The following is a 23579-nucleotide window of genomic DNA, read 5'->3' as shown; positions in this document are numbered from 1 at the left end:
CGTGGCACAGATATCCGAGAACGAAGCGCAGGCCCCGGTCGAACAGCGCGAGGCCCTGCCGCTGCGCATTGTGCGCCGCCTGGCCAACTCGCGTGAGCTGACATTGTTCGTGCTCGTCGTGCTGCTCGCGCTGGCGATGACCATCGTCTATCCGCACAACTTTCCTACCGGGCCCAACATGCGCGCCGTGCTGCTCAATCTGGCACCCGTCGGCATTCTCGTCTGCGGCATGATGCTGCTGATGATCGCCGGCACATTCGACCTGTCCGTCGGATCGACGCTCGCGCTTTCCGGGGTCTGGGCAGGTGTAGTTGCCGGCTGGTGGGGCTGGCCGGCAGAGGCAGCTCTTCTCGTCGGCGTTCTGGTTGGTGCGGTTGCCGGCTTGATCAACGGGCTGATCGTCACGCGCATCGGCATCAACGCGCTGATCGCGACGCTCGGCACGCTCACCATCTATCGCAGCCTGACCTATGTGACGGCCGGAACGGGCGTCACGCCGATCTCCGACAGCTTCGCCGAATATGGCCGCGCCGCCGATCCGATCCTGCGCATCCAGTCGCCGTTCTGGGCGATGCTGATCCTCGTGCTGGTCGGCGGCTGGCTGGTCGCGCGCACCCGCTTCTTCCGCCAGTTCTATTTCGTCGGCGGCAACCCGCGCGCGGCCCAACTGTCCGGCATCCGCGTCGACAGGCTGATCCTCATCGGCTTCATCACAATGGGTGCGCTGGCAGGCATCGCCGGTGTGCTCGGGGCGGCGCGGCTCAACAGCGCTGTTGTCAATGCCGGCGTCGGCATCGAACTCAAGGTCATCACCGCAACGGTCCTTGGCGGCGCCAGCCTCAAGGGCGGCGAGGGCACCGTTCTGGGCGGCATTCTCGGCGTGCTTTTCATAGCGCTGATCGAGAACGCCATGATCATCAACGCGGTTGGCGTTTTCTGGCAGGGACTGGTCGTGGGGCTTGTCCTGCTGTTCGCCGTTTCGCTCGACCGCTTCAAGACCGCGGGCCGCGGCTAGGCCGGCGGGAACCGAGGGGAATCCGGCAAGGCCGGTGGACTGCAAAAAACTGGGAACAGAACCCAATCAGGAGGAAACGGGAATGCGCTTTATGATGAAATCGACATTGGTCGCCTTGGGGATAACGGCGCTCGCGGCAGCCGTGACGGCACCGGCGCGCGCGCAGGAATCGTCTTTCGGCCCAGCCGACGCGAAGGAAACCTATTACTGGATCTCCAACAAGGCCAACCTGCCGCTCTTCGTGCAATACGACTATGTCGGCATGAAGAAGATCGCCGAGGAGCTCGGCGTCAAGGTGGTTGTGGCCGGCCCGACCGATTTCGACCTGCCAGGCTTCATCGCCGCGGTCGATCAGGTCTGCGCCCAGAAGCCGAACGGCGTGTCCGTGGTGGGCGGCTGGGATCCGTCGCTGACGGAATCGGTCAAGAAGTGCCTGGAGCAGGGCGTCCCCACCGTCGTCGATGACGGCGACCTGCCGGACTCCGGACGTCTCGCCTACATCGGCACGAACTGGACGCAGGTCGGTGTCGCTCAGGCCAAGAAGATGATGGAGAAGCTGCCCAATGGTGGCAAGCTGGCCATGATGTCGATCATCAACGCCGGTAACATGCGGGAGGCAGTCGCCGGCTTCAAGGCCTATATCGAGGCCAATGGCGGCGGCAAATACAACATCGTCTCCAACGAGGACGACGGCGGCGATGCGCAGAAGGCGGCGCAGGTGACGGCCGCGATCCTCGCTGCCCATCCCGACATCGCCGGCTTAGCGGGCTTCGATTCGGAGTCGGGCGCCGGCATCGTGACCGCGTTGCGTGAGGCCGGCAAGAATCCGGGCGACATCAAGGTGACGGCGATGGAGCAGACGCCGGACTTCTTCAAGACCGCCAAGGAAGGCTGGGTCGACGGCATAGTGGTGCAGAACCGCGAACTGTTCATCTACTACGCGGTCAAGATCCTGCACGACTACAACCACAACGGACTGAAGTCCGCCGGCCTCGGCGCCAGCGACGGTGGCCGCCCGGTTCCGGACACGCTCGACACCGGCGTGCTGCTCGTCACCAAGGACAATGTCGACAAGGTGACGGCCGCGCTCGGCGTCAAGTAATCGACCACCACCCTGAGGGCTCTGCCCTCTCGCCTCCGGCGTTTCATTCCTTGGCCGCCGGAGGCAGCATCGAAGCCAGCCAACCCAGAAGTCGCGCCCATGGCCGCAATGGTGACAACGGACGAACCGAGCATCCCGGACGAGGTGGACATCCACGATCCGGCGTTCGTTGCCGATCCATTCGCGGCTTTCGAGCATTTGCGCCGAGAATGTCCGGTAGCACGCTCGAACAAATACGGGGGCTTTTGGTTGCTGAGCCGCTACGACGATGTACGGAGCGCCGCAATCAATTGGCGCGACTACACGTCCAGCGTTCCCGGCGTGACGGCCATTCCCGTGATCACGCCGCGGACCGAACCTCAACTGCCGATCGAAATCGATCCGCCCCGGCATTCGCGTTATCGCGCCCTGGTCAACCCGGTCTTCGCGCCGCAGCGAATTGCCGCGATCACACCTCGCGTAAAAATGCTGGCCCGGTCGCTCTTCGAAAAGATGACCGCTGCGGGAAAGGCCGAAGCCGTTGCCGAATTCTGCGTGCCGGTTGCGATCACGTCGCTCGCGGCCTTCACCGACGTGCCGCTGCAAGACTCGGACAAGTGGGTCGGCTGGATCACCAGCATGTTCAACGTGAAGGACCCGAGCGCTGGAGCGACGGCAAGCCGCGAACTCAACACCTATATCGAGACTCTCATTGCCGCGCGACGCGCCAAGCCGACGGGCGATTTCGTCAGCATGCTGATAGCGGCCGAGATTGACGGCGAAAGGCTCGACGACATTCAGATCCGCTCGTTCATGACGGTCGTGTTCGGCGCGGGTTTCGAGACCACGGCGGACGCCCTTTCGGTCATGCTGCAATGGCTGGCCGAGCATCCGGAGGCGCTGGATCGGCTTGCCAGCGAACCGGAGCTTGTTCCGACCGCGGTGGAGGAGTTCCTGCGCTATTCCTCGCCGATCGAGATTTTCGGCCGCAATGCCTCGCATGATTTGTGCCTGCACGGTCGCGACATAAGGCGGGGCGACATTGTGGCCCTTGGTTTCGGCGCGGCGAACCGGGACCCGTCGGTATTCGATGCGCCGGACGAGATGCGCCTCGATCGCAGTCCCAACAAGCATCTCACCTTCGGAGCCGGCCCGCATCTGTGCGCCGGCGCCGGCGTGGCGCGCATGGAAATGGCGGTGACGCTCGAAACGCTGATCGAGACCGGCGCAAGGCTCGCACCGGGATCGGAGCAAGAGCTTCGCTGGAAGACACGCGGCGACCGGCGCGGGCTCGCTCGACTGCCGCTCACAATCGACACGAGAAAGACGAACCGAAGATGACGCTTCAACCCACCACCCGCATCCGCTTCCACGGCGTGGCCGCCTACGAGATCGTGACGAGCAACGGGCTGCGCATCCTTTGCGACCCGTTCCTCGACCAGAATCCTGGAGCCGCGACCAAATCCACCGACTTCGACCATGTCGATCTGGTGATCGTCAGCCATGCGGCGTTCGATCATCTCGGCGACACCGACAAGATCGCCGCCGCGTACGGCTGTCCGGTTGTCTGCGGCGGCGAGGTGAAGGCCTGGCTGATGGATCGCGGCATCCCGGCCAGCCAGATCCGCGCGACGACCTGGGGCATTCGGGTCAAGGTGGCCGGCATTGAGATCCAGCCGCTGGAGTGCCATCACTGGTCGCAGATCAGGCTGATGGACAACTCCTTCATCTCCGGCGTGCCGATGGCCTTCATCGTCTATGCCGACGGGCTGCGCTTCTATCACTATGGCGATACCGCCATTTTCTCCGACCTGAAACTGCAGGGCGAACTCTATAAACCCAATGTCGGCTGCATCGGCATCGCCAATCCGCAGGAGATCCTGCATCTCAATCCGATGCCGGGAGAAATGCTGACGGGCGAGATGAGTCCCTATGAAGGTGTGCTGGCGACCCAGTGGCTCGGACTCGAGACTGTCCTGCCATGCCACTACATCACGCTCGATGGCGACAAGGACGTCGCCGACTACATGGAACATCACGGCGCGGCCAGGGCTCGCGGCGAGGCCATTGCCGATCCCTATCTGCTGCGGGCCCGCGACTGGATCGAATTCGATGCCGATGGCAGGGTCGTGCGCCCCGCGAAGGCGGCATGATGCGGGCCGCCATTTTCGACCAACCGCAGTCGATCCGCATCACCGATGCGCCGAAGCCCGTTCCTGGGCCGGGCGAAGTGCTGGTACGCGTCAGGGCCGCGGGCCTTTGCGCCGGTGATCTCTATATCTATACCGGCAAGAACCCCTATGTGACCTATCCTCGGATCGGCTGTCACGAAATCGCCGGCAGGGTCGAGGCTTACGGGCCAGGAGCGGCCGGTCCGAAGGTCGGGACGCGGGTCGTCGTCGACCCCTTCATCGGTTGCGGCCATTGCTATCCCTGTCGGATCGGCAAACGCAATTGCTGCGCCAATCTCACCATCATCGGGGTGCATCGCGAAGGCGGCTTCGCTGAATTCGTCACCGCGCCCGCGGGCAATCTGAACGTCGTGCCGGAAGGGCTCTCCGACTTCGAGGCGGCGTTCGCCGAGCCCGTCGCCATCGGCGTGCAGGGCTGCCGGCGCGGCATGGTCACGGACGAGGACACGGTCCTCGTCCTTGGCGCGGGTCCGATCGGGCTGGCGATCGTCGAGGTCGCGCGGGCCCATGGCGCGAAGGTCTATGCCACGGATCTGTCGGCGGAGCGGCTGTCCACCGCCGCCGATCTGGGCGCAATCCCTGTGGCCGGCGGTGAAGGGCTGCTTGAACGGGTGACGGAGATCACGAAAGGCGAAGGCATGCCCGTGGTGATGGAGGCTACGGGGGCGGCGCCGGCGATGGAGCAGACCATCGATCTGGTTGCCGCCGGCGGCCGCGTCGTCATTCTCGGTCTCGTCAAGAAAGGACAAGGCGTCACGCTGCCCGGGCTGGATTTCACCCGCAAGGAGGTCACCATCCTCGGTTCGCGCGCCTCCGTCGATTGCTTTCCCGAGGCGCTCGACCTGCTTGCGTCGGGCAAGATTCATTACCCCAAAATCGCCAGCAGCTTTGCGCTGTCCGAGACGCCCACCGTCTTCAAAACACTCGCTGACAATCCGATGGCCCTGCACAAGGCCGTCTTCATCCCGGAGGCCGCATGAAATTCGTCACTTTCTCTCACAGGCAGGCCGGGCATCGCCAGCACGCCGGCATTCTGGACGGCGAGCAGGTCGCCTGCCTGACCGAAGCAGGACTGGCAGCGTCGGTGCTCGAGGTCGTGCAAGGCGGCGGGGCGGCGCTGGAGAAAGTCCGCGCGGGACTTGCCAAGGCGCCGCGCTATGCGCTTGCCGATACTATCCTCGAAGCGCCCATTCGCCCCGGCAAAGTGCTCTGCTCCGGCATCAACTACAAAGGTCATGCCGAGGAAAACCCGAATGCCAAAATGCCGACCGAGCCGTTCTTCTTCGCCAAGCTGCCGTCATCGGTGGTCGGGCCCGATGTGCGGGTCGAAAAGCCGGTCCGGACGGAGCAGATGGATTATGAGGTCGAATTCACGGCCGTGATCGGCAAACATCTGCACAAGGCTTCCGAAGCCGACGTGATGCCGGCGATCTTCGGCTATACGCTGCTCAACGACATCTCGGCCCGCGACGTCCAATTCAAGGACAACCAGATCACCATCGGCAAGAATTTCGCGGGCTTCGCACCGATCGGCCCATGCATCGTCACCGCTGATGAACTGACCAGGCCGGACGACGTGGCGCTCAAGACAAGGCTGAACGGCAAGCTTTTGCAGAACGGCAGCACGTCGGACTGGCTGTTCTCGCTGCCGCGGCTGATATCCTTCCTTTCGCACTACGTGCCGCTGGAACCAGGCGACCTCGTCTCGACCGGAACGCCGGCGGGCGTCGGCGCCTTCCAGAAGCCGCAGATATTCATGAAGGCTGGCGACGTCGTGGAAATCGAGGCCGCCGGCATCGGTGTGCTTAGAACCCCCATTGTGGCCGGATAGAGGACATGGACCGGTCCCTGCGCATCGGCGTGATCGGCTGCGGCTTCTTCGCGCAGAACCATTTGCATTCCTGGAGCGACCTCGCCGAACAGGGCGCCCAGCTTGCCGCCGTCTGCGACGTGGATGCCGCCAAGGCGCGCGCGGCCGGCGAGACATTCCGTGTGCCGTATTATTCGGACGCCGCAAAGATGCTCGAGGCCGAGCGCCTCGACGTGGCCGATATCGTGACACGCCGCGACACGCACAGGCCGTTGGCGGAAATGGCGCTCGCGCGCGGCCTGGCCACAATCGTGCAGAAGCCCTTCGCATCGACATGGGAAGATTGCATCGCGATCGTCGAAGCTGCGCACAAGGCAAATGCGTGGCTTGCCGTGCATGAGAACTTTCGGTTTCAGGCGCCGATGCGCGCCATCCGCAAGGTAATCGACAGCGGCGCGATCGGAACACCGAGCTGGGCAAGGATACGCTTCAGGACCGGCTTCGACGTCTACAAGACCCAGCCCTATTTCTATGACGAGGAGCAGCTCGCGATTGCCGATGTCGGTATCCACATGCTGGACCTGTCCCGCTTCTTCCTCGGCGAGGTCGAGCACATCTCCTGCGAAACACAGAAGCGCAATCCACGCATCCGCGCCGAGGACACGGCGACCATGCTGCTCAGGCATCAAAGTGGCGCGGTGTCGGTCGTGGAATGCACCTACGAGTCGCGCCGATTGCCGGATCATTTCCCTGAAACGCTGCTCGTCATCGAAGGTCCGAGGGGAGCCATTTCGCTCGAAACCGGTTGCAGCATGACGGTGACCAGCGACGGCGCGACGTGGACCGAAGACGCAAGCTCGCCGCTCCTGTCCTGGACCGCTTATCCCTGGCATGTCGCCCAGCAAGGCGTGATCGGTGCATGCGGCCATTTCCTCGACAGCCTGCAGCGCGGCGTTCCGCCCGAAACCAGCGGTGAGGACAATCTCAAGACATACGCGTTGGTCGATGCCGCCTATCGCGCCGCCAGCGAACGGCGCGCGGTCGAACCTAAGCGTTGGAACCCTGGCTTAGCCAATGGCGGAGAGCGGCCATGAGCATTTCGCCTGCCGAAGCGGCCTTTGCCCTCACCGTCGTTTTCGATCTTGTCGAAGGGACCTTTCCCGAATTCTACCGGCTCGTTTCGCAGAACGCGTCTCTGTCGGTGGAACTCGAGCCGGGATGTCTGCGCTTCGATGTGCTGACGCCGTTAGGCACGCAAAAGCCGTCCCAGATATTCCTGTACGAGATCTATCGCGATCGGGCTGCCTTCGACCTGCACCTCGCTTCGGCTCACTATCTGAGCTTCGATGCCAGCACGCGTGACATGGTGAGCCGCAAGACTGTCGTCACCTACAGGGTGGACGAGAATTCCAAGCAGGCGGTGGCATGACCGCCAATGCCGATCTCCTTGCGCTTTACGGCACCGACGAGCCGCTTCCGCAACGGAAGCTTCTTGCCGCCGGACCGCTGACCGCCGTTCTCGAGGACGGCAATCTGCGGACGATCTGTTTTGCCGGCGTGGAGGTGGTTCGGGCGATCAACTATCTTGCGCGCGATGCGTCCTGGGGGACTTACAAGGCCGAGCTTTCCAACATGCGCATTTCCGAGGACGGCACGTCGTTCGAGCTTCGCTATGACGGACTCTGCGCCGGCCCGCAGGGACGTTTCGCCTATCGCATGAAGATTCGTGGCGACGCTTCGGGCGAGCTGACCTTGCAAGCGGATGGCGTGGCGCTCACCGATTTCCCCACCAACCGCACCGGTTTCGCGGTGCTTCATCCTTCAGAGGCGGCGGGCAAAAGGCTGACCATCCGGCATAGCGACGGAAGCATCGAGGAGACGACATTTCCCAAATTGATCAGCCCGGACCAGCCTGCCTTCGACATTTCAGCGCTGACGCACGAGCCAGCACCCGGCTTGGTCTGCGCCGTCGCCATGGAAGGCGATGCCTTCGAGATGGAGGACCAGCGCAACTGGACGGACGCCTCGTTCAAGACTTATGTGCGGCCGCTCTCAAAGCCCCGACCTTATGTCATCGGCAAAGGTGTGAAGGACATACAGCGCGTCACGGTTTCCGTGCACGCCGAAACATCGGCGCCTGGACCGGCTTTCAGCAATACAGCAACCCTGACCCTTGGCGGACCTGCCGGGCGGATGCCGTCGATAGCGCTGTTCGTCGATCCCGACCAACTGCCGGCAGCCATCGCCGGCGCGGCTTCGCTTGGCCCGGTGCCGGAGATCATACTGCGCTTCGACAGCGCGCGCGGGCATGATCGGCGCGTGCTGGAAAAGGCAGCCGAGCTTGCGAGCGCGCTTGGCGCCCGGCTGGCGGTCGAGGCGATCTTTGATGCGATCCACCCCGGGGCCGAGGCCCAGGCCCTTGCAGCTATGGTTCGCTTGGCGGGCGTCGAACCGAGCGCCATTCTGGTTTCACCACGGCGCGAATTCAAGACACGCCCCTCACACCATTTGCCCAACGGTGAGCGACCGATTGACGAGATCGTGCAGGCATTGCGGGCTGTCGGTCTCGCCTGTCCGATTGGGGCTGGTACGCCCTCCCTATTCACCGAATTCAACCGCAACCCGCCGACCGGCAATGCGGATTTCGTCTTCTTCGGCAACAGCGCCATTGTGCATGCCGCCGATGAGCAGTCGGTCATGGAAACCCTGACCGTTTATCCTGCAGTCATGGAGACAGCACGGCAATTGTGTCCCGGAAAGCCGATCTGGCTTGGGCCTTGCACGATCGGCTTGCGGCACAATCCCTATGGTGAGGCGGTCGCAGCCAATCCCCGAAATAACCGGGTGCCAGCCGCCGGCACCGACCCGCGTCAGCGGGCATTGTTCGGTGCCGCCTTTGCCGTCGGCATCGCGGCCCGGGCCGCTGAGACAGCCGCCGAGCGGTTGATATTGGCAGCACCGACTGGCCCCTTCGGTCTCTTGAACGAGGACGGCTCCCGACGACCTTTGCAAGCCGTCCATGCCCAAATCGCTGAGGCCGCCGGCGTCGAACGCTATCGGATTTCGAGTGATTGGCCAGGCGTGGCAGCAATTGCCTTTCGTCGCGGCAACACGATCCGCGTGCTGGCGGCCAACCTGACCCCCGTGCCGATCGACATAGCGCTATCCTCGGATGCTAAACTGCTTTGCGTTGCAGGTGAGGACACGAAGCCGGCGAAGTCCCCGCTGACCGCCCATACATTGGGGCCGTACAACTCTGTCGCTCTTCAGTTTGTCCAAACACCAAGTCGACCAGACGGCAGGCCCAGGAAAAGCTGAACGTCAAGATACGCAATCCAAAGCGGGATGTCTCGTCTCCCAGCTATTTGCGTGGGCGGGATGATGGCGCCCGGCAGGAGCATGGAGTGCGCGGACAGGCCTCAAGATCAGCAGCTTCTGCAGGCGAGCGGCGCCTCTGAAGCGCTGAACCTTCGATTGTTGAGTCGGCGTCGAACCGCCAAAGACGTGTGCGGTCAACCGCCTCCGTACATGAGCTTCGGCAGCCAAATGACGATCGAGGGGAACACGATGCACAACCCTACTCCGATTGCCTGCAGGAATAAGAAGGGAACGGCGGATCGGAAGATCGTCGCCATCGATATCTCCGGTGGCGCGACACTCTTCAAGTAAAACAGTGAATAGCCGAACGGTGGGCTCAGGAACGCCATCTGCATGTTGACCATGAAAATGACGCCATACCACAGCGGCACGTCTTCAGGAGCCACACCGGCTAAGCCGAACGTACCGCCGAATTCGAGGGACTTAAGGATGGGCAGAAATATCGGTACGGTGAGAAGGAGAATGCCCACCCAGTCCAGAAACATGCCCAGGACGAACAGGATGATCATCATCAGAACAAGAATGCCGTAAGGCGCGAATCCAGTTCCGAGAATGGATTCGGCGACGAAGTTCTGCCCGCCCTTCAGGATGAAGAAGCCGACGAACATGGTGGCTCCGAAGAATATCCACATCACCATCGCAGTCGCCTTGAGGGTCGCCTCGCCGGCTTCCCGGATCGTGTCCCAAGTCAGGCGGCGATGGGCGGCGCAGACGATGAAAGCACCGAATGTGCCGATGCCGGCGGCTTCAACAGGCGTTGCTATGCCAAGGAAGATGACTCCGAGCACAAGCAGGATGAGCAGAATGGGCATGAACGTGCGGCGCAGAAGCCTCAGCTTCTCCCCAAAGCCGATGCGCTCGCTCGGCGGCAAAGCCGGGCCGAGCTTGGGGTTGATGTAGCAGCGCGCCGTGACATAGACGACATACATCCCAGACAGCAGCAGCCCTGGGAATACCGACCCGATCAAAAGCTCGCCTAACGACTGTTGCGCGACGACGGCGTAGACGATCGCCATCACCGAAGGCGGTATGAGGATGCCAAGCGTTCCTCCGGCGAGCAGCGAACCGCAGGCGAGCTTTGCGTCGTAGTTGCGGCGGAGCATCGCTGGCAGAGCGATCATGCCCATTGTCACTTCCGTCGCACCGACGACCCCAACCATTGCTGCGAGCAGGGTGCACGAGATTATGGTGGCCGAGGCAAGTCCGCCTTTCAGCCCACCCAGCCATTTATAGACGACGTCAAACAGCTCCTCGATGATCCCCGCTTTCTGAAGGATCGCGGCCATGAAGATAAAAAGCGGCACCGCCGAGAGCTGATAATCCGTCATGAAGGGAAAAATCCGCGACGGCAGCATGTTCAGCATGGCCGCATTACCGAATAAGAAGAGGAAGAGAACGGCGAGGCTGCCCGTGCAGAAGGCCATTGGCAGCCCGAGCAATAAAAGAACGCCCAGTCCGCCGAACATGAGGATGCTCAGCCACAGGATTGGAAGCTCGAGACCCATGGCTTAGCGGAGCCTTCTTGTTGCGGTCGCGATGTCACGCATCAGGCGAGACACGCCTTGAAGCAGCAGCAGCGCGGCGCCAACAGGAATCGCCAGCTTCACCGGCCAATATTGAATACCCCACTCGGTGAAAGAACTCTCGCCCACCGCCATCGCGTCGCTGGCAAAACGCCAGCCGGCAACGAGCATTGTACCCACGAACAGGAAAAAGAATGCCGAGGTGATGATATCGCAGATCGCCCGGCCACGCTCGGAGAGGTGGCTGTACACGATGTCGACCCTGACATGGGTCTCATCGCGATAGGCATAGGCCCCAGCCAGCATGTATTGCATGCCGAACATCAGAAACATGCTCTCGTGCACCCAGTTGGTAGGGGAGTTGAAAACGAAGCGGGCGACCACCTCGTAATAGTACGCCATGACCGCGAGGACCGACCAATAGGCGACGAACTCGCCTGTCACTCTTACAAGCCAGTCGACCGGCCTAAATGGCGCAAGAGGCTGTTTGACGGGCGTCGCGGGCACATCGACGACGATCTCATGGTGGGTTGCGGCGCGCCCAGTCTCACGGGCGCGGGCGCGCCGCACAAGACCGGGTATGAGAAGGGCGTCGCCGACAATAATGAGACCGAGCAGAAGTCCCGCAATCCGGCTGATGCTGCTGTCCCACTCGAGCCCGTGAACGGCCGCCGTCAGATTGTTGCGCGCCGCCGCGGCCTCAGCCTCAGCTTTTGCAAGTCGATCGGCAGCCCCCTGCTTGTTGGCTGCCGTATCTGCCTTGGCACGCGGCAACAGTCTCTCGGCGTGCTCGCTCTGGGATCGCGCGAGTGAAACTGCCTCGCGTCCATCGCGCACCTGGGTGCTTGTCCAAAGTACCGCGATGAAGAACGGGATAAAAAAGAATCCCCACCTGCTCTTCAGATAGAAGCGGTGCATGCCGAGGAAGCCGGCTGTGACCAGGAACAGATAGGCAAGAAACAGGTTTGGACGGCCGGGATCACGCTGTGCCCGTTCTCGATGGACAAAATGCACGGCGGCCAGCGGAAAGACCGCGAGGGTTAACCAGTAGAGCCAGTGCGGCAGCACAAATGTTAGGGAAGGCATCGGCGAACGCCTGCTGCAGGAGCGAGCGCCCGTCCGGCTCAGGACGGGCGAGAAGAGGGTTCACAGGTTGATGGTCAGCCCCTGGTACATGTCCGGAGTGACGTAACCGACTGTCGGGTTCTCCATGACCTCGAGCTGCAACTTAAAGATGCGCGCTGCGTCCTTGTCCTTGTTGGCCCACTCGAACCATATGGGCACCGCGATTTCCTGGAACTTCTGGAGGTCCTCCGGTCCAAGCCGATTGATTTCAATGCCGGCATCCAGGAATTTTTGCCAAGCCTCCATGTCGGCCTTCTGGATCGAGCCGAAATGGGCATTGGAATAGACTTGGATCTCGTCTTCCACGAACTTCTTGAGGTTGTCCGGGAGTTGGTTCCAGACATTCATGTTGACGGCAAAGTCCATCAGGTCGACGGGCTGGTATACGGACATCAGACCGGCTGGACCCATGGAGATGTACTTGGTCACCTGCTGGAAACCGAGGGCCCAGTTTACGGCCGGACCGGTGTAGTCGGCGGCATCGATCGTGCCCTTTTCCAGCGCGGAGAACACCTCGCCGCCCGGCAGCAACGTAGTCTTGGCACCGGCTTTCGCGAAGGTTTCGGCGATCATGCCGCCCGGTACGCGCAGTTTCAGATCCCTAAAATCCTCGATTGAGCGGATCGGTGTCTTTGAGTGGATGATGTTCGGGCCGTGATGAATGCGGTTGACGTAGTAAAGGCCTTGTTTCGCATAAAGGTCGCGCGCGGCCTGCAGACCACCTTTTGAATAGAAAAAGATATCCCATTCGTGCGGATAGCGTAGCCCCAACGTGTAAGAGGACAGGAACGCCGTAGCGGGAAGCTTGCCGGCCCAATAAAGTGAAAACGAGTTCATCGCTTCCAGAACGCCGTTCTTCACCCCGTCGAGGAGTTCGAAGTCACCAACGATATCCTTTGCCTTGAACGGCTGAAATTCGAGTTGGCCTCCGGTTTTTTCCTTGATGGTGCCACACCAGTTTTGGAAGGTTTCAAGTCCGACACCCGCCGGCCACGAGGTTTGGATTTTCCAGGTGATTGCGTCTGCGGCTCCGGCCCTTCGAACCCAGGGCGCGGTGACCGCCGTCGCCGTTAGCCCAGCGACAAGTCCACTCGTCTTCAGAAACTTTCGCCTTGATTGGGAACGCGATTCTCCGTCCATTGCTTTCCTCCCTGTTCGGCAAGCGGGCAAATGATGGGCCCGTCGCCGGTCTCAAATCGCAAAATCAATGACGCAAAGGATGTCCCGTTCTTGTGGGACCAGAGCTGCCTCCTTTTTCGCAGTCGTTTCCAGCCGGATGCCAACGCCACAAACGATAGCGACAGGGACCGGCGCAGCCTGTAAATAACATAACGCGGCGCAATCATTTTCAACCACTGCGCGCCCGATCCATAGTATGCCTGTGCGGCTGTAATAAATCCATTGGTGAGTCACGCCGAATGACGCGCTCGGGGCGTCGATCTGATGCTTCAGAATTGGGATTGGGGTAAGAGCCATCGGCTCGTACTGAGCGAGTCCTTGCAGGCCCGCGAGGTCAGTCAGATGTAGGACGCGCGAGTTGCTGGTGATGAGCTGTTCGACACGCAATGCTGAATTGCGCGATTGAGATGGGGCACACTCAGTCCGAGCGCGTCCGCCATGACTTCCCCATGCGGTATAAACCAGCTCTGGCAAATGGCGTTCGGGCGTCTCCCAGCTATTTGCGCAGGCGGGATGATGGCGGCGCCCGGCGGGAGCATGGAGTGCGCGACAGGCCTCAAGATCAGCAGCTTCTGCTGGCGTCCGGTGGATACGGATCGGTCAGTCGACCGTCGCTTGACCCGTTGCCTCCTTAATCTTGTCCAAGACCGCTTCAGGCGCCACGTCGCGCTTCAGCTCCTTCAACTCATTGTCTGCTTCCGTCGGAACATCCAGGCGCTTCGCGATCTCCTCGACCAGTTTGATGAGCTTGGTCGTCTCATGCTCGTTGAGCAGGCTCACCTGCAGATCGAGGTCTGCCCGCGCATCATCCTGGGCGGCCATGCGGTTCTGGTTGATCAGTACGAACGTTGAGAGAAAGATCGCCTCGACCGAGGCGAACATGGCCAGAATAACCAGAGAAGGATCCCAGGGTTTGATAAAGTTCACGATCCCGAAATTTAGGCCGATCCAGGCGCCAAAGAAGACGAGGTGGATGTAGACGAACATCATGCTGCCGGCAAACCTGCTGATTGCCGCCGCCGCGCGCTGCTCCAGCGATGCTGCCTTGGCATCGCGCTTCCGCCTCTCGACCAGTGCCTCGATGTTCCGCGCCAGGGCAGGGGCGAGCCCTTCCGCTGCCGGCGTGGTCGGAGTGGCGTAGCCCTGGTCCTCTGGAGCGGCTTTGGGATTCATTGTTGTCTCTCCCGTCTAGGCAGCCTAACTCGCTATTTGGCAATTCGCTCCATTTCACCGCTGTCCAGAGTGCCGAACGAGCGTCTTGTCCGGCGATCCTGCCCGATGCAACAGCGGTTGCTGCAGACCGGTGCAGGCTCGCTTCGCGTTGAGTTCGCAGGGCAGGACTCCTACTTAAAGGGATGCCCGCGAGCAGAAAAATCGATTCGACTGCACGGCTGGTTGCAGAGTGGCCGCTATCCCCGGCGGCGACGCTTGGATCGTCGGTGCGGGCGAGGGGCATTTTTCTTGAAATGCGCGCTCGCCTTCCGACGGACTTGAGAAGCCTGCTCCATAGCGAGTCCCGGGTGCTTACCTTGCGTCTGCCGGAGGGCTCCCATGCCAATGTTGAGGCCGCATCGGCGATCGTGTCCAAAGCCATGCAGGACATCGAAGACCTGCCCGTCATGCCTCGCGAGGTCGAGGACATTCTGACGATCTCGGCGGGCGAGCGTCACCGCTGGCTCAAGGCCGGCCGCTTGCAGAGCGCCGGGACGCGGACGGTGAAACTGCGTGGCCGCGCGAGGAAGATCACCTTCCACGTTTTTGATCCGCGCCTGATTGAGGATGTGCTCGACCGTGACCTTGTAGCGGTCTGGCGCGAGGAAGACGCTGCGAGAGCCGCCGAGAACCGACGCCGAGCCGCTGCAAAGGCGGCGCTCAAGCGCTCGCAAAAGAGCCGCGGCGCGGCCGCAACCGACGACAGCCAAAGCGAGGCAGTCCACTCCAACCTGCGCGGCTGGGAAGACTTCGAGCGCAACGGGCTCCTCCGCTGAGGTAGGGAGCGCCGTGTCATCTTTTGGGCGGACCGCAGCGCCCTTTGAGGACAGCGATGTCGGCCTCGCGGTCCCCACCGGGCGGCGAGGAGACCGGCGCGCCGACGAGAAACGCGCCAAGCGCGTCACCCGGCGACATATTCACGATACCCTTCGGTGGTGACACTCGGAGCCACGATTCTGTCGGCCTCGCCTCTCGAAGAAGGCTGGCTAAGATAATTGGCGGCAGTGTGGGAAAGAGCGTGACCATAGAGACATGACAAAGCAGAGAATTCTTTTCGATACCGATCCTGGCGTAGATGATGCCCTCGCGCTGCTTTACCTGCACCGTCATCCGAACATCGAACTGCTCGGCATCACAACTGTCTTCGGCAACGCATCGATATCGGTTACAACGCGCAATGCCAGATTCCTCGCCGAGGCTTGGGGGATCAAAGCGCCCGTTCACGCCGGTGCTTCCGTTCCGCTAAACTGGTCCGGGGCGCCGCACCCCTATCCTGTCCATGTTCATGGCGCGAACGGGCTGGGGGATTATCCTATTGCCCAGGAAGCGCGGGAGGAGAAGGACACTGCCGCGCGATTCATCGTCGATACCGTCCGGCAGAATCCGCGTCAGGTGCGGTTGCTTGCTGTCGGAGGCCTGACCAACTTGGCGCGGGCACTGGAGGCCGATCCGGCGATAGCAGATCTGGTGCAGGACGTCGTCGTCATGGGTGGCGCGTTCGAAGTCCCTGGCAATGTGTCGCCCGTTGCCGAGGCCAATATCTATGCAGATCCGAAGGCAGCCGATCGAGTGTTTGCAGCCTCGTGGAAAGTGACCGCGGTTCCGCTCAATCTCACAAATCGAACGGTGATGACGCGACAGGATCTCGCCGCGGCCTCGGAAGGTGCCGATGCCGCCATGCAAATGGTAGCCGCACTGTCCCAAGGCTACATCGACTTCTACCTGCAATGGGGCGAAGCGGGTATGCTTGTGCACGACTGCAGCGCCGCAGTCTACCTGACCGACCCGCACTTATTCGCCACCCGATCCGGTTCGATCGTCGTATTGGAGGACGGCCCGGCGGCAGGTATGACCGTGCAGAGACTGGGCGCCGCCAGTTATTCACCGAACAAATGGGATCAACGTCCAACGCAGTCGGTGTGCGTTGGTGGCGATGCTGCAGGAATCTTGGCGAGGATTTACGCTGTCTGCAGGGGAAGTTTCGCGGAGCCATCCCCAAAAAGCTAAAAAGGCTCGCTCCGGCGAGAGAGCCGCGATGGCGCGCCCGAGCCTGTGGCGCGGCTTCTACCCACAGCCATCCAACGGGTCGGGCTCGAATGGTTCACCAGACGTGCCCGACCCGAAATGGTCCTCGAACGCGATTGCAAACCGATCCGGTCTGTTCAGATCAGGACTTGTTCGTTGTCGACGGTTCGGTATCGGACAGCCTCCGGTGCACCGCCTGATCGGCTTTGTCGGCAGCGGACTTGACGACATCGCTGACCTTGTCAGCGAGCGTGCCTTCACTCGACGCCTGCCGTCCTGCTTCCTCGCTGGCCGCCTGGTAGGCTTCGGCTGCAACCTGCTTCACCTGGTCGACGCCCTTCTCGAGCGCGTCCTCGGCCCTTTCGCGAAGCTGTTCGCGATAGCCGCCGAGCCGCTCGTCTTCGAGTTGCGTGTGGGGCAGCATCGCGCCGATCGCCGCTCCGATCGCGAGACCGACAGCAGCAACTGCCAGAGGCTGATCCTCCATCAACTGCTGCGCGGAACGAGTGGCCCTCGTCGCCATGTCGGCGGTGGCTGTCGCCGAGTTCGTCAGCGTCTCCGCCGCGCCGCTTGCCATGCCAGATACGCTGCCGGCTGCGCTGCTGGCCATGTCAGACATGGTGCCGGCCGCACTGCTGGCCATTCCCGAGACAGTGCCGGCCGCACCGCTGGCCATGTCGCCGACAGAGGCATAGGTGTCCGAAGTCATGGCTCCGGTTCCCGCCGTGGGTGTGCCGTCATGCCCGTCGGAACCGCGACGGGTCGCGTAGCCGGGCGCGGCGGTTGCGGCGGAAGTGCCGCTGCCCAGCATCAGCCAGGCCAGACCGGCGCCGATTACAGTCAGTGGCAGAGGATTGTCTCGCACCTGAGCCTTCAGGTTGTGGAGCATGTCGGAGCCTGCACCGCCGCTGAAAATACCGGTGAACTCATCGAAGAGCTGGCCGGGCGTCATCTTGCCTCGAATGGACTCGGCGGTCGCTACCACCCTTGCTCGCGTGGCCTCGGCTTCGTGTTCGAGTTCGGCTGCGGATTTGTCGCTCATCTCGCTTGTTCCTTGATTACGTTCGCGTCACGCTTCAGTTGCTCCTGCGTACGGTCCGGCGCGAGCTCGGAGGGCGACATGCTCGCCATGCCGGTCCGCAGGAGGATGACACCCAGCACGGCAACGACCACTCCGACGAGCAAGGCGGACCAGCCGGCGCCCAGGCCGAGGCGGGTCAGGGCAATGACGAGCGCTTGCAGCAGCACTATCAGCGCGGCGAGAAGACATACCGCGCCGCCCAGAACCCCGACGGCGCCGGCCTCCGCTTTAGTCACGCTCTCGGATAGCTCCGCCCGCAGGAGTCTGGCCTCCGTTTGCACCAGCGTGCTCACCTGCTGTGCCAGATCGGCGACCAGAGTGCCGAGGCTTTGGTTGTCTTGAGTGTTCATTTCTTTAGCTCCGCTGCCTTCCTGGGAGCGCCGCCGTCGACGCCCCAATTGGTCGTCGCGTCATCCCATGGCTCGCTCGCCTGCGCACCAGTCTGCCTGCTCGTTTCCCTACCAGTCTTCCGTGGCGTCGCTGCGCTCTGCCCCGCGCGGCGTGTTTCCGGGGGAGAAGCCTTTATGAACCGTCCGAGCGCCAGTCCTGCCAGCACCGAACCAGCGATCAGAGTGCCGGGATTTTGGCGGCCGAAGTTCTGAATTTCCTCAAGCACCTCGCCGAAGGGCTTCTGCTTCAACGAGGAGGACAGCCTCTCCAGTCCGCCTGCCGCATCCCGCATGAAATTCGACGCCGAGCTCTGGTCGCTGTTTGCCAGATGGTCGCTTGCCGCACGCAGAGCGCCGCCGAATGCCGCCAGGCTCGATCCGATGTCGCGCTGCGTTTCCTCGGCCCTCTCCGACAGGACCTCCTGTGCTTCCGACGCATAGTCGACTGCCCTGCGAGCGACCTCGTCGCGGGCATCGTGGAGCGCTTCGCCGGCGCTTTGGGTTTCTTTCTTAACTCGATCGGAAACTTCGGTCTTCGCCTTGGCGAAGTCGGCCGGCTCGCGGCCCTGATTATTTTCGCGCTGCATGACGCCTCCTAGTGAAAGCCGAGAAAGGAGAGTATCGCGAGCACAACCACGATGAGACCGATAAGATAGATGACACTGTTCATGGCGCAGGCTCCTCCTTGCCTGTTCCAACTTCGCGCTGGCCGCGATGTTCCCTTTCGCGACCAGGATTTTTTGTAAGTAGCTACTTACCCCGATCGGCGCCTCCGAAGCCGGCAAGCTCGTCATCCGAACAGAGCAGCCGCGGCTGCGCCGGATCGGAGATATCGAGCTTGTCCCAAGGTATGCGGTAGAGGCCCTCGCGGCAGCGCAGCGCGAAAAAGTCGAGCAATGCGGTGCCGATGGCCGAGGCCGACAGGCGTTCAAAAGCTGCGAAGATGCCGACATGGAATTCGGTGACGACGAGGTCGTCGCCGTCCTGCTCGGCGATGACCTCCTCGATATGGCCGATGCTCCTGCCGCCCTGCGTGAGAACGCGCCGGCCAGCCAGATGCTCGAGATTCACATTTGCCATCCTCAGGCTCCCGGGATTCGGCCGACGATGCGATCGCGCAGCCAGCTCTGCCAGGCCAAGATCTTGGTCCTGCGCACGTCGATATCGAATTCGATGTCGACGCCGATGTCGCGCACCTTGGTCCAAGCGATGCGATGCGGCCGTGCCTGCTGCTTCCCGCTCAGCCTTGCGGCCAGCCGCGCCGTTAATCGCCCAGGCCGAGCGCCAAGCCGTCGGGCCAGCGCAATCGCGCCAAGCTCGACCGCAACGACCCTCGGCGGCTTGCCCTGCCTCAGCTCGGCGACCAGTCCATCCACCTTGCCGATCTTGACCTGCTCGCGGTCGACGACCTGCTTGTCCAGGATATCGCGCAGCAGCTGCATCAGGTGCCTCCGAATATCTGCAGGGGAATAGTCACCACCGCCAGCACGAAGCCGAGCGCGATGACGAAGATCACGGCGGCATTGGAGATGACGCCGTTGCGGTGCTGGCCGACATAGCGCTCGTCATTCAGCAGGAAGAGGAACGGCACGACCGTCAGCGGCAGACTGGCGGCGGTCAACGCCATTGAGAAGATGGTGAGCCTCAGCGGGTCGAGACCAAGCGCTATCGGAACGGCTGCAAGAAAAAGCGTGAGCGTGTAGACGAGACTGAAGCCGGGATCGTCGCGCGGCTTGAGATCCTCGCCCCAGATCCAGCCGAACCCTTGCGCGACGAGATAAGCCTGCTGCAGCGCCACTTCCAGAGCGGCTCCGAAACAGGCGATGCCGAGCGATGCGACGAAAAGGACGAAGCCCCAGAAGCCGAACACCGAGATCAGCATCAGCGGGAGCTGGTTGTAGTCGTCCACATGGTTCACGCCATGGGCGCCGAGCACAAGCGCGGCCACGATCAGCACGGCCACGGAGATCGTTCCTCCGAAGCTCATGCCGAGACCGGCAATCGCCCGATTGGTGCCGAGATAGCTCTTGTCCCATTGATCCTCGACCGCGCCCGAGGAATAGAACATGAAAAGGTAGGGCGAGATGGAAGCACCGAGGATGCTGACGGCCATGAACCAGTAGTTCGCCGTATCGTGTTGCGGCAGGCTGGGCACGGCACCGGCAGCCACCTGTTTCCATTCGGGCTTCAGCATCACCGCGGCGACGACGAAGCAGAGCGTGATCAGGCCAAGCATCGACACGCCTTTCTCGATGAGGCCGAACGTGCCTTTCCACAGCAGCAGCCACGCGAGGAAAGCCGCTGGCAATGCCCACCATTGAAAGCTGATCCCGGTGGCAAGCTCGGCAGCGATGGCAACCCCGCCTATTTCTGCCGAGAGGACCAGGAAATTGACCAGCACGACTGCAAGCAGCGGCCAAAGGAAAGCATTGAAGCCGAAGCGTTCGCGGATACCGTCGGCGATGGTGTGATGGCTCACGGCGGCGAAGCGACCGGCCATCTCGACCAGGAAGATTATGCAGATGGTGCCGAGCACGATCGCCCAGATAAGTTGGAAGCCGAACAGGGCGCCTGCCTGCGCCGCTGTCGCCATCGAACCGACCTCCAGGAAGCCACCGACGCTGGTCACGACGCCAAGCGAAATTTCCAGCAGCTTCTTCATCGTTGCGGCGCGAAATAGCCGCGATAGGCCGTGGCGAGATCCGCCTGCGCGGCGCGAAGCTCGTTGCGTGCCCGGCTGGCCTGCGCCTGCTGTCCGGCCTCGACCGCGCACTCGGCCCCGCTTGCCGCGGTGGACAGCCGGCTGACCGCCGCCTTCAGCGTGTCTCGCGTCGCAGGATCGGACGGCGAGGCCGATTCGACTTGCCGGCCGGCATCGGCGAGCGTCTCGGCGAAGGATTGTAGGGCAGAGGACGCGTAGTGGGACGGCGCGGCGCCGGAGAGCCAGGCATCGGTGACCAGCACCGCCGCCTGCGCGGTCGAGGCGGCACGCTTCGATTGCTGTTCGACGGTTTCAGACGAGGAGCAGGAAGCAAGTGTCAGCGCAAGCACCTGCAGTAAAGGCAGTTTCCGCCGAGCAATGCTGCGCAATGCTTCCTCTCACTGCTGCCGCTTCGAACATGGAGATAAAGCGGCGCCGATCGGAAGGTTCCCCGTCGAAGGCCGGTTGCACGGCACTGCCGCTCATCGGTCGCTCCGCTGCGCGTCCTCGGTGGTCGAAAGAGCGGCGATCTTGTCGATCATGGCGAGCACCGCCTGCGGGGCTGTCAGGTGCACCATATGCCCGGCATCGGAGACGATATCGACTACCGAGTTTGCGAGATCCGCGTGCAGCCGAAACGCCTCGGCCGGCGCGTCGAAAAGCTGATCGCCGGCGCCGGCGATTATCCCAACAGGAACGGAAATGTCGTTGTGCCGAGGCGTCACAAACGCCGCTGCGATCCACATCAGGAAGGACTCCGCCGCGATCGACCGCAGTTGCGAGGGGCGGCTCGCCAACTCCCTCGTCGTTGCGGTGAATGCCGCCGAGATCGCCGCCGGGCCAAATATCTTTCGCATTGACCAAGCCCAGCCAAGCCTGACCAGCGGCGGCAGCAAGGTGTGGCGGAAGGCCGTTCCGATCAAAGGCAAGATCGGCAACCCCGACAGGGCGAGTTCGAACCTTGGCGATGGATAGTGGTAGCCGGAGACAAGCACGACCCCGGCAACGCGCCCAGGGCGCCGTCGCGCCATCTCGAGCGCAACGGCGGCACCCCAAGAGTGGCCAAGAACAATATAGCGTCCAATTCCGAGTTTGGCGGCCGCGGCATCGATCAGATCGGCCTGCGCGGCGGCCGACCAGATCCTGCCGATCGGGCGCGAGCTCCTGCCGAAGCCTGGTCTGTCGAAAGCCAGAACACGATAGTCTGCGGCCGCTTTGTCGACGATGCCGCTTGTCGTGAAATCCTCGGCCGAAGAGCCGTTGCCATGCAGCAACAACAGCGGCATGCCCTGGCCATCCTCGATCAGGTGCAGCCGCGCTCCGTCGACTTCGACGAAGCGTCCAAAACGTCGGCCGCGTAACGCCCGCCGCGCCCGCAGGCCATTGTAGAGGGCAAGCCCGGCCGCTGCCGCGGCAAGGAGGAGGACCACGTCGTTGAACGTGGCGATGTCAGGCATGATCCCGTGCTGCTACGGAGCCATGGCACAAGCCGCTGTTGAGAGAAGCGGCGGATGTACCCAGGCGCTGGCTTCCAAAGAAGGAGCTTTCAGGCCGAGCCCTTCTGAGGCAGCTTCGTCTCCTCATCGACCTGTTCCTGGAGAGCCCTGCGTTCGCGCTCTCTTCCCTGAGCGTCGACCGGTCGATCTTGCCGTTCAAGCTCGCGTTCCACCGTGTCACGCGCGCCCTCGACAGGATCTTCCTGCGGCAGACGCTTATCTGTTCGCTTTGTGCCTTGCTCGCTCGCCCGGTCACTGTCCGATCCCAGTTTGGACGGATCGTCCTTTGCAGAATGCTTCGTCATTGGCTTACTTACCTATCTGGCCTGCCACGTCGGCGGATCACGTGCCGATCTGTTCACAAGCAGCCCAACAGGCGAGCTGTTTCTTTGTTCCGGCTATCCCGTGCGGCAGTTGGTCAGTCCCGATCCTCATGGTCTTCCGCCTGTGCCGGTTCCGACTCCTCGGGAGCTTCAATGACCGGGGCAAGCGAGGTCTCTTTCCGATGATTTGATTCTGTCGGGTCCTCCTGCTCGGCCGTCATGTCGAGCGCCCGTTCGATTGCATCTTCGATATTGCCGATTTCCTCCTCGCGAACCTCGTGCCCGTAGCCCGCGGCGTCGGCGTCCTGCTCGAACTGTCGCACAAGCACCGGAACGCTGACTTGTGTGTCGGCAGGCAAGTTCCCGACGTTCTCCTCGAGCCAGCTTCGAAAGAACTCCTTGGTTGCACTCATGAGCCGCCTCCTTCGAGCTGAGAACGGCCGCCGTCTGCCAATGTTCCTCTGGCGGGGCTTGCGTTGCCGCGTCTTTCGTCTGAGCGGTTACAACGAGGATCTTCGCGGCAGACGGGATCGCTCATCCACGGCCCGACGGGAAGCTGCGCCCTCCAGTCGATCTGGAACGCTTAGCGCAGGAATGGCGGCTCCGCAGCAGCGTTCCTCGATCGACCGGATCACCTCCTCGACACCTCGCAGTCGGTTTCGATTTCCCGCGTGATTAGGTCATCTGGCGCCCTGACTTTCAGGCACCCGAAACGCCTTGCGCATGTTCGGAACGATCGAGTCCAACTGCCGTTACCGACGAAAGAACAGGAGGAACCGATGAGCGGACGCAGAACCCATGACCAGCAAGTGCGCATCCTGGAAGAACGTGAGAACACGAAGAACGCGCCCAAGGAATTCGACGCCAAGGCGGAGCTGAAGCAGCCGGCCGCGGAGCGCGAAGCGCGGCGGAAAGGTTCGGACCTCAGGAGCGACACGCCCGACCTCGTCGACCCCGATGATCGCAACATCCTTCGCGGCAAGAATCAGGAAAGCGGCCACAACAAGCATCGTGGCGACTAAAGCCTGTCACGCACGTCTTGGTCCCGA

The 23579-nt window shown here is 62.3% G+C and carries 27 protein-coding genes; 12 read left to right on the top strand and 15 right to left on the bottom strand.

Annotated features, from left to right (window positions below; translation table 11 throughout):
* Window position 1 precedes the first annotated feature (1 nt).
* The 9 genes from CK218_RS10305 to CK218_RS10265 all read left to right on the top strand — a co-directional run bounded on the left by CK218_RS10305 (window position 2) and on the right by CK218_RS10265 (window position 9416).
* On the top strand, window positions 2-1015 hold the full coding sequence (locus CK218_RS10305) for an ABC transporter permease (protein WP_245418707.1): 1014 nt from the start codon (window positions 2-4) through the stop codon (window positions 1013-1015).
* Between the two features lie 82 nt (window positions 1016-1097).
* Entirely contained in the window at window positions 1098-2117 is a 1020-nt protein-coding gene (locus CK218_RS10300; RefSeq protein WP_095779522.1) for a substrate-binding domain-containing protein, read from the top strand.
* A 99-nt stretch (window positions 2118-2216) separates the two neighbouring features.
* Entirely contained in the window at window positions 2217-3437 is a 1221-nt protein-coding gene (locus CK218_RS10295) for a cytochrome P450 (protein WP_095827624.1), read from the top strand.
* Complete coding sequence (locus CK218_RS10290) at window positions 3434-4249, top strand: MBL fold metallo-hydrolase (protein ID WP_095827623.1); 816 nt, start codon at window positions 3434-3436, stop codon at window positions 4247-4249. Before CK218_RS10295 ends, CK218_RS10290 begins: the two co-directional genes overlap by 4 nt.
* Window positions 4249-5268: a zinc-binding alcohol dehydrogenase family protein gene (locus tag CK218_RS10285; protein ID WP_095827967.1), complete on the top strand. Its 1020-nt coding sequence runs from the start codon at window positions 4249-4251 to the stop codon at window positions 5266-5268. Before CK218_RS10290 ends, CK218_RS10285 begins: the two co-directional genes overlap by 1 nt.
* Window positions 5265-6119: a fumarylacetoacetate hydrolase family protein gene (locus tag CK218_RS10280; RefSeq protein ID WP_095783900.1), complete on the top strand. Its 855-nt coding sequence runs from the start codon at window positions 5265-5267 to the stop codon at window positions 6117-6119. Before CK218_RS10285 ends, CK218_RS10280 begins: the two co-directional genes overlap by 4 nt.
* Window positions 6120-6124: 5 nt before the next feature.
* Window positions 6125-7192 (top strand): Gfo/Idh/MocA family oxidoreductase, encoded by a 1068-nt coding sequence (locus tag CK218_RS10275; protein WP_095827622.1) that lies wholly within the window; start codon window positions 6125-6127, stop codon window positions 7190-7192.
* Complete coding sequence (locus tag CK218_RS10270; protein WP_066994764.1) at window positions 7189-7527, top strand: antibiotic biosynthesis monooxygenase; 339 nt, start codon at window positions 7189-7191, stop codon at window positions 7525-7527. The genes CK218_RS10275 and CK218_RS10270 overlap by 4 nt, the downstream gene beginning before the upstream one ends.
* Entirely contained in the window at window positions 7524-9416 is a 1893-nt protein-coding gene (locus CK218_RS10265) for a hypothetical protein (protein ID WP_179294467.1), read from the top strand. The genes CK218_RS10270 and CK218_RS10265 overlap by 4 nt, the downstream gene beginning before the upstream one ends.
* Window positions 9417-9610: 194 nt before the next feature.
* On the opposite strand, the gene CK218_RS10260 is transcribed toward CK218_RS10265, so the two are convergent.
* The 5 genes from CK218_RS10260 to CK218_RS10240 all read right to left on the bottom strand — a co-directional run bounded on the left by CK218_RS10260 (window position 9611) and on the right by CK218_RS10240 (window position 14476).
* Window positions 9611-10942 (bottom strand): TRAP transporter large permease subunit, encoded by a 1332-nt coding sequence (locus CK218_RS10260; RefSeq protein WP_245434964.1) that lies wholly within the window; start codon window positions 10940-10942, stop codon window positions 9611-9613.
* Between the two features lie 42 nt (window positions 10943-10984).
* Window positions 10985-12085, bottom strand: coding sequence for a TRAP transporter small permease subunit (locus CK218_RS10255; protein ID WP_095827620.1), 1101 nt, complete (start codon window positions 12083-12085; stop codon window positions 10985-10987).
* A gap of 60 nt (window positions 12086-12145) precedes the next feature.
* Entirely contained in the window at window positions 12146-13264 is a 1119-nt protein-coding gene (gene dctP / locus CK218_RS10250; RefSeq protein WP_067320507.1) for a TRAP transporter substrate-binding protein DctP, read from the bottom strand.
* A 51-nt stretch (window positions 13265-13315) separates the two neighbouring features.
* Window positions 13316-13690, bottom strand: a complete 375-nt coding sequence (locus CK218_RS30535) for a hypothetical protein (RefSeq protein ID WP_095827619.1) — start codon at window positions 13688-13690, stop codon at window positions 13316-13318.
* Window positions 13691-13903: 213 nt separating this feature from the next.
* Window positions 13904-14476: a DUF1003 domain-containing protein gene (locus CK218_RS10240; protein ID WP_095827618.1), complete on the bottom strand. Its 573-nt coding sequence runs from the start codon at window positions 14474-14476 to the stop codon at window positions 13904-13906.
* A gap of 182 nt (window positions 14477-14658) precedes the next feature.
* On the opposite strand from CK218_RS10240, the gene CK218_RS10235 reads away from it, so the two are divergent.
* The gene (locus tag CK218_RS10235) at window positions 14659-15291 is read left to right on the top strand and encodes a hypothetical protein (protein WP_095826171.1); all 633 of its coding nucleotides are present in this window, start codon (window positions 14659-14661) and stop codon (window positions 15289-15291) included.
* A 256-nt stretch (window positions 15292-15547) separates the two neighbouring features.
* Window positions 15548-16522, top strand: a complete 975-nt coding sequence (locus CK218_RS10230) for a nucleoside hydrolase (RefSeq protein WP_095827617.1) — start codon at window positions 15548-15550, stop codon at window positions 16520-16522.
* A 160-nt stretch (window positions 16523-16682) separates the two neighbouring features.
* On the opposite strand, the gene CK218_RS10225 is transcribed toward CK218_RS10230, so the two are convergent.
* The 10 genes from CK218_RS10225 to CK218_RS10180 form a co-directional block, all read right to left on the bottom strand.
* Entirely contained in the window at window positions 16683-17582 is a 900-nt protein-coding gene (locus CK218_RS10225; protein ID WP_095827616.1) for a hypothetical protein, read from the bottom strand.
* Window positions 17579-17971, bottom strand: coding sequence for a phage holin family protein (locus CK218_RS10220; RefSeq protein ID WP_066994794.1), 393 nt, complete (start codon window positions 17969-17971; stop codon window positions 17579-17581). Before CK218_RS10220 ends, CK218_RS10225 begins: the two co-directional genes overlap by 4 nt.
* On the bottom strand, window positions 17968-18795 hold the full coding sequence (locus tag CK218_RS10215) for a hypothetical protein (protein ID WP_245322510.1): 828 nt from the start codon (window positions 18793-18795) through the stop codon (window positions 17968-17970). The genes CK218_RS10220 and CK218_RS10215 overlap by 4 nt, the downstream gene beginning before the upstream one ends.
* Window positions 18761-19090 carry a hypothetical protein gene (locus CK218_RS10210; RefSeq protein WP_095827615.1) on the bottom strand — a complete coding sequence of 110 codons (330 nt, stop codon included), beginning with the start codon at window positions 19088-19090 and terminating at the stop codon, window positions 18761-18763. Before CK218_RS10210 ends, CK218_RS10215 begins: the two co-directional genes overlap by 35 nt.
* A gap of 2 nt (window positions 19091-19092) precedes the next feature.
* Entirely contained in the window at window positions 19093-19452 is a 360-nt protein-coding gene (locus tag CK218_RS10205; protein WP_067320534.1) for a hypothetical protein, read from the bottom strand.
* The gene (locus tag CK218_RS10200; protein ID WP_095827614.1) at window positions 19452-20672 is read right to left on the bottom strand and encodes a divalent metal cation transporter; all 1221 of its coding nucleotides are present in this window, start codon (window positions 20670-20672) and stop codon (window positions 19452-19454) included. The genes CK218_RS10205 and CK218_RS10200 overlap by 1 nt, the downstream gene beginning before the upstream one ends.
* Entirely contained in the window at window positions 20669-21100 is a 432-nt protein-coding gene (locus CK218_RS10195; protein WP_143749615.1) for a hypothetical protein, read from the bottom strand. The genes CK218_RS10200 and CK218_RS10195 overlap by 4 nt, the downstream gene beginning before the upstream one ends.
* A gap of 93 nt (window positions 21101-21193) precedes the next feature.
* Window positions 21194-22168 (bottom strand): alpha/beta hydrolase, encoded by a 975-nt coding sequence (locus tag CK218_RS10190; RefSeq protein ID WP_095827612.1) that lies wholly within the window; start codon window positions 22166-22168, stop codon window positions 21194-21196.
* An 89-nt stretch (window positions 22169-22257) separates the two neighbouring features.
* Window positions 22258-22512 carry a hypothetical protein gene (locus CK218_RS10185; RefSeq protein WP_095827611.1) on the bottom strand — a complete coding sequence of 85 codons (255 nt, stop codon included), beginning with the start codon at window positions 22510-22512 and terminating at the stop codon, window positions 22258-22260.
* Between the two features lie 113 nt (window positions 22513-22625).
* Window positions 22626-22943: a hypothetical protein gene (locus CK218_RS10180; RefSeq protein WP_095827610.1), complete on the bottom strand. Its 318-nt coding sequence runs from the start codon at window positions 22941-22943 to the stop codon at window positions 22626-22628.
* 366 nt (window positions 22944-23309) lie between these two features.
* Between CK218_RS10180 and CK218_RS10175 the strand changes: the two genes are divergently transcribed.
* Window positions 23310-23552 (top strand): hypothetical protein, encoded by a 243-nt coding sequence (locus CK218_RS10175; protein ID WP_095802614.1) that lies wholly within the window; start codon window positions 23310-23312, stop codon window positions 23550-23552.
* Window positions 23553-23579: the final 27 nt, after the last annotated feature.

The organism is Mesorhizobium sp. WSM3879 (assembly GCF_002294915.1).
Taxonomy (GTDB): Bacteria; Pseudomonadota; Alphaproteobacteria; order Rhizobiales; family Rhizobiaceae; genus Mesorhizobium.
This window is presented reverse-complemented; position numbering and strand designations above follow the sequence as displayed.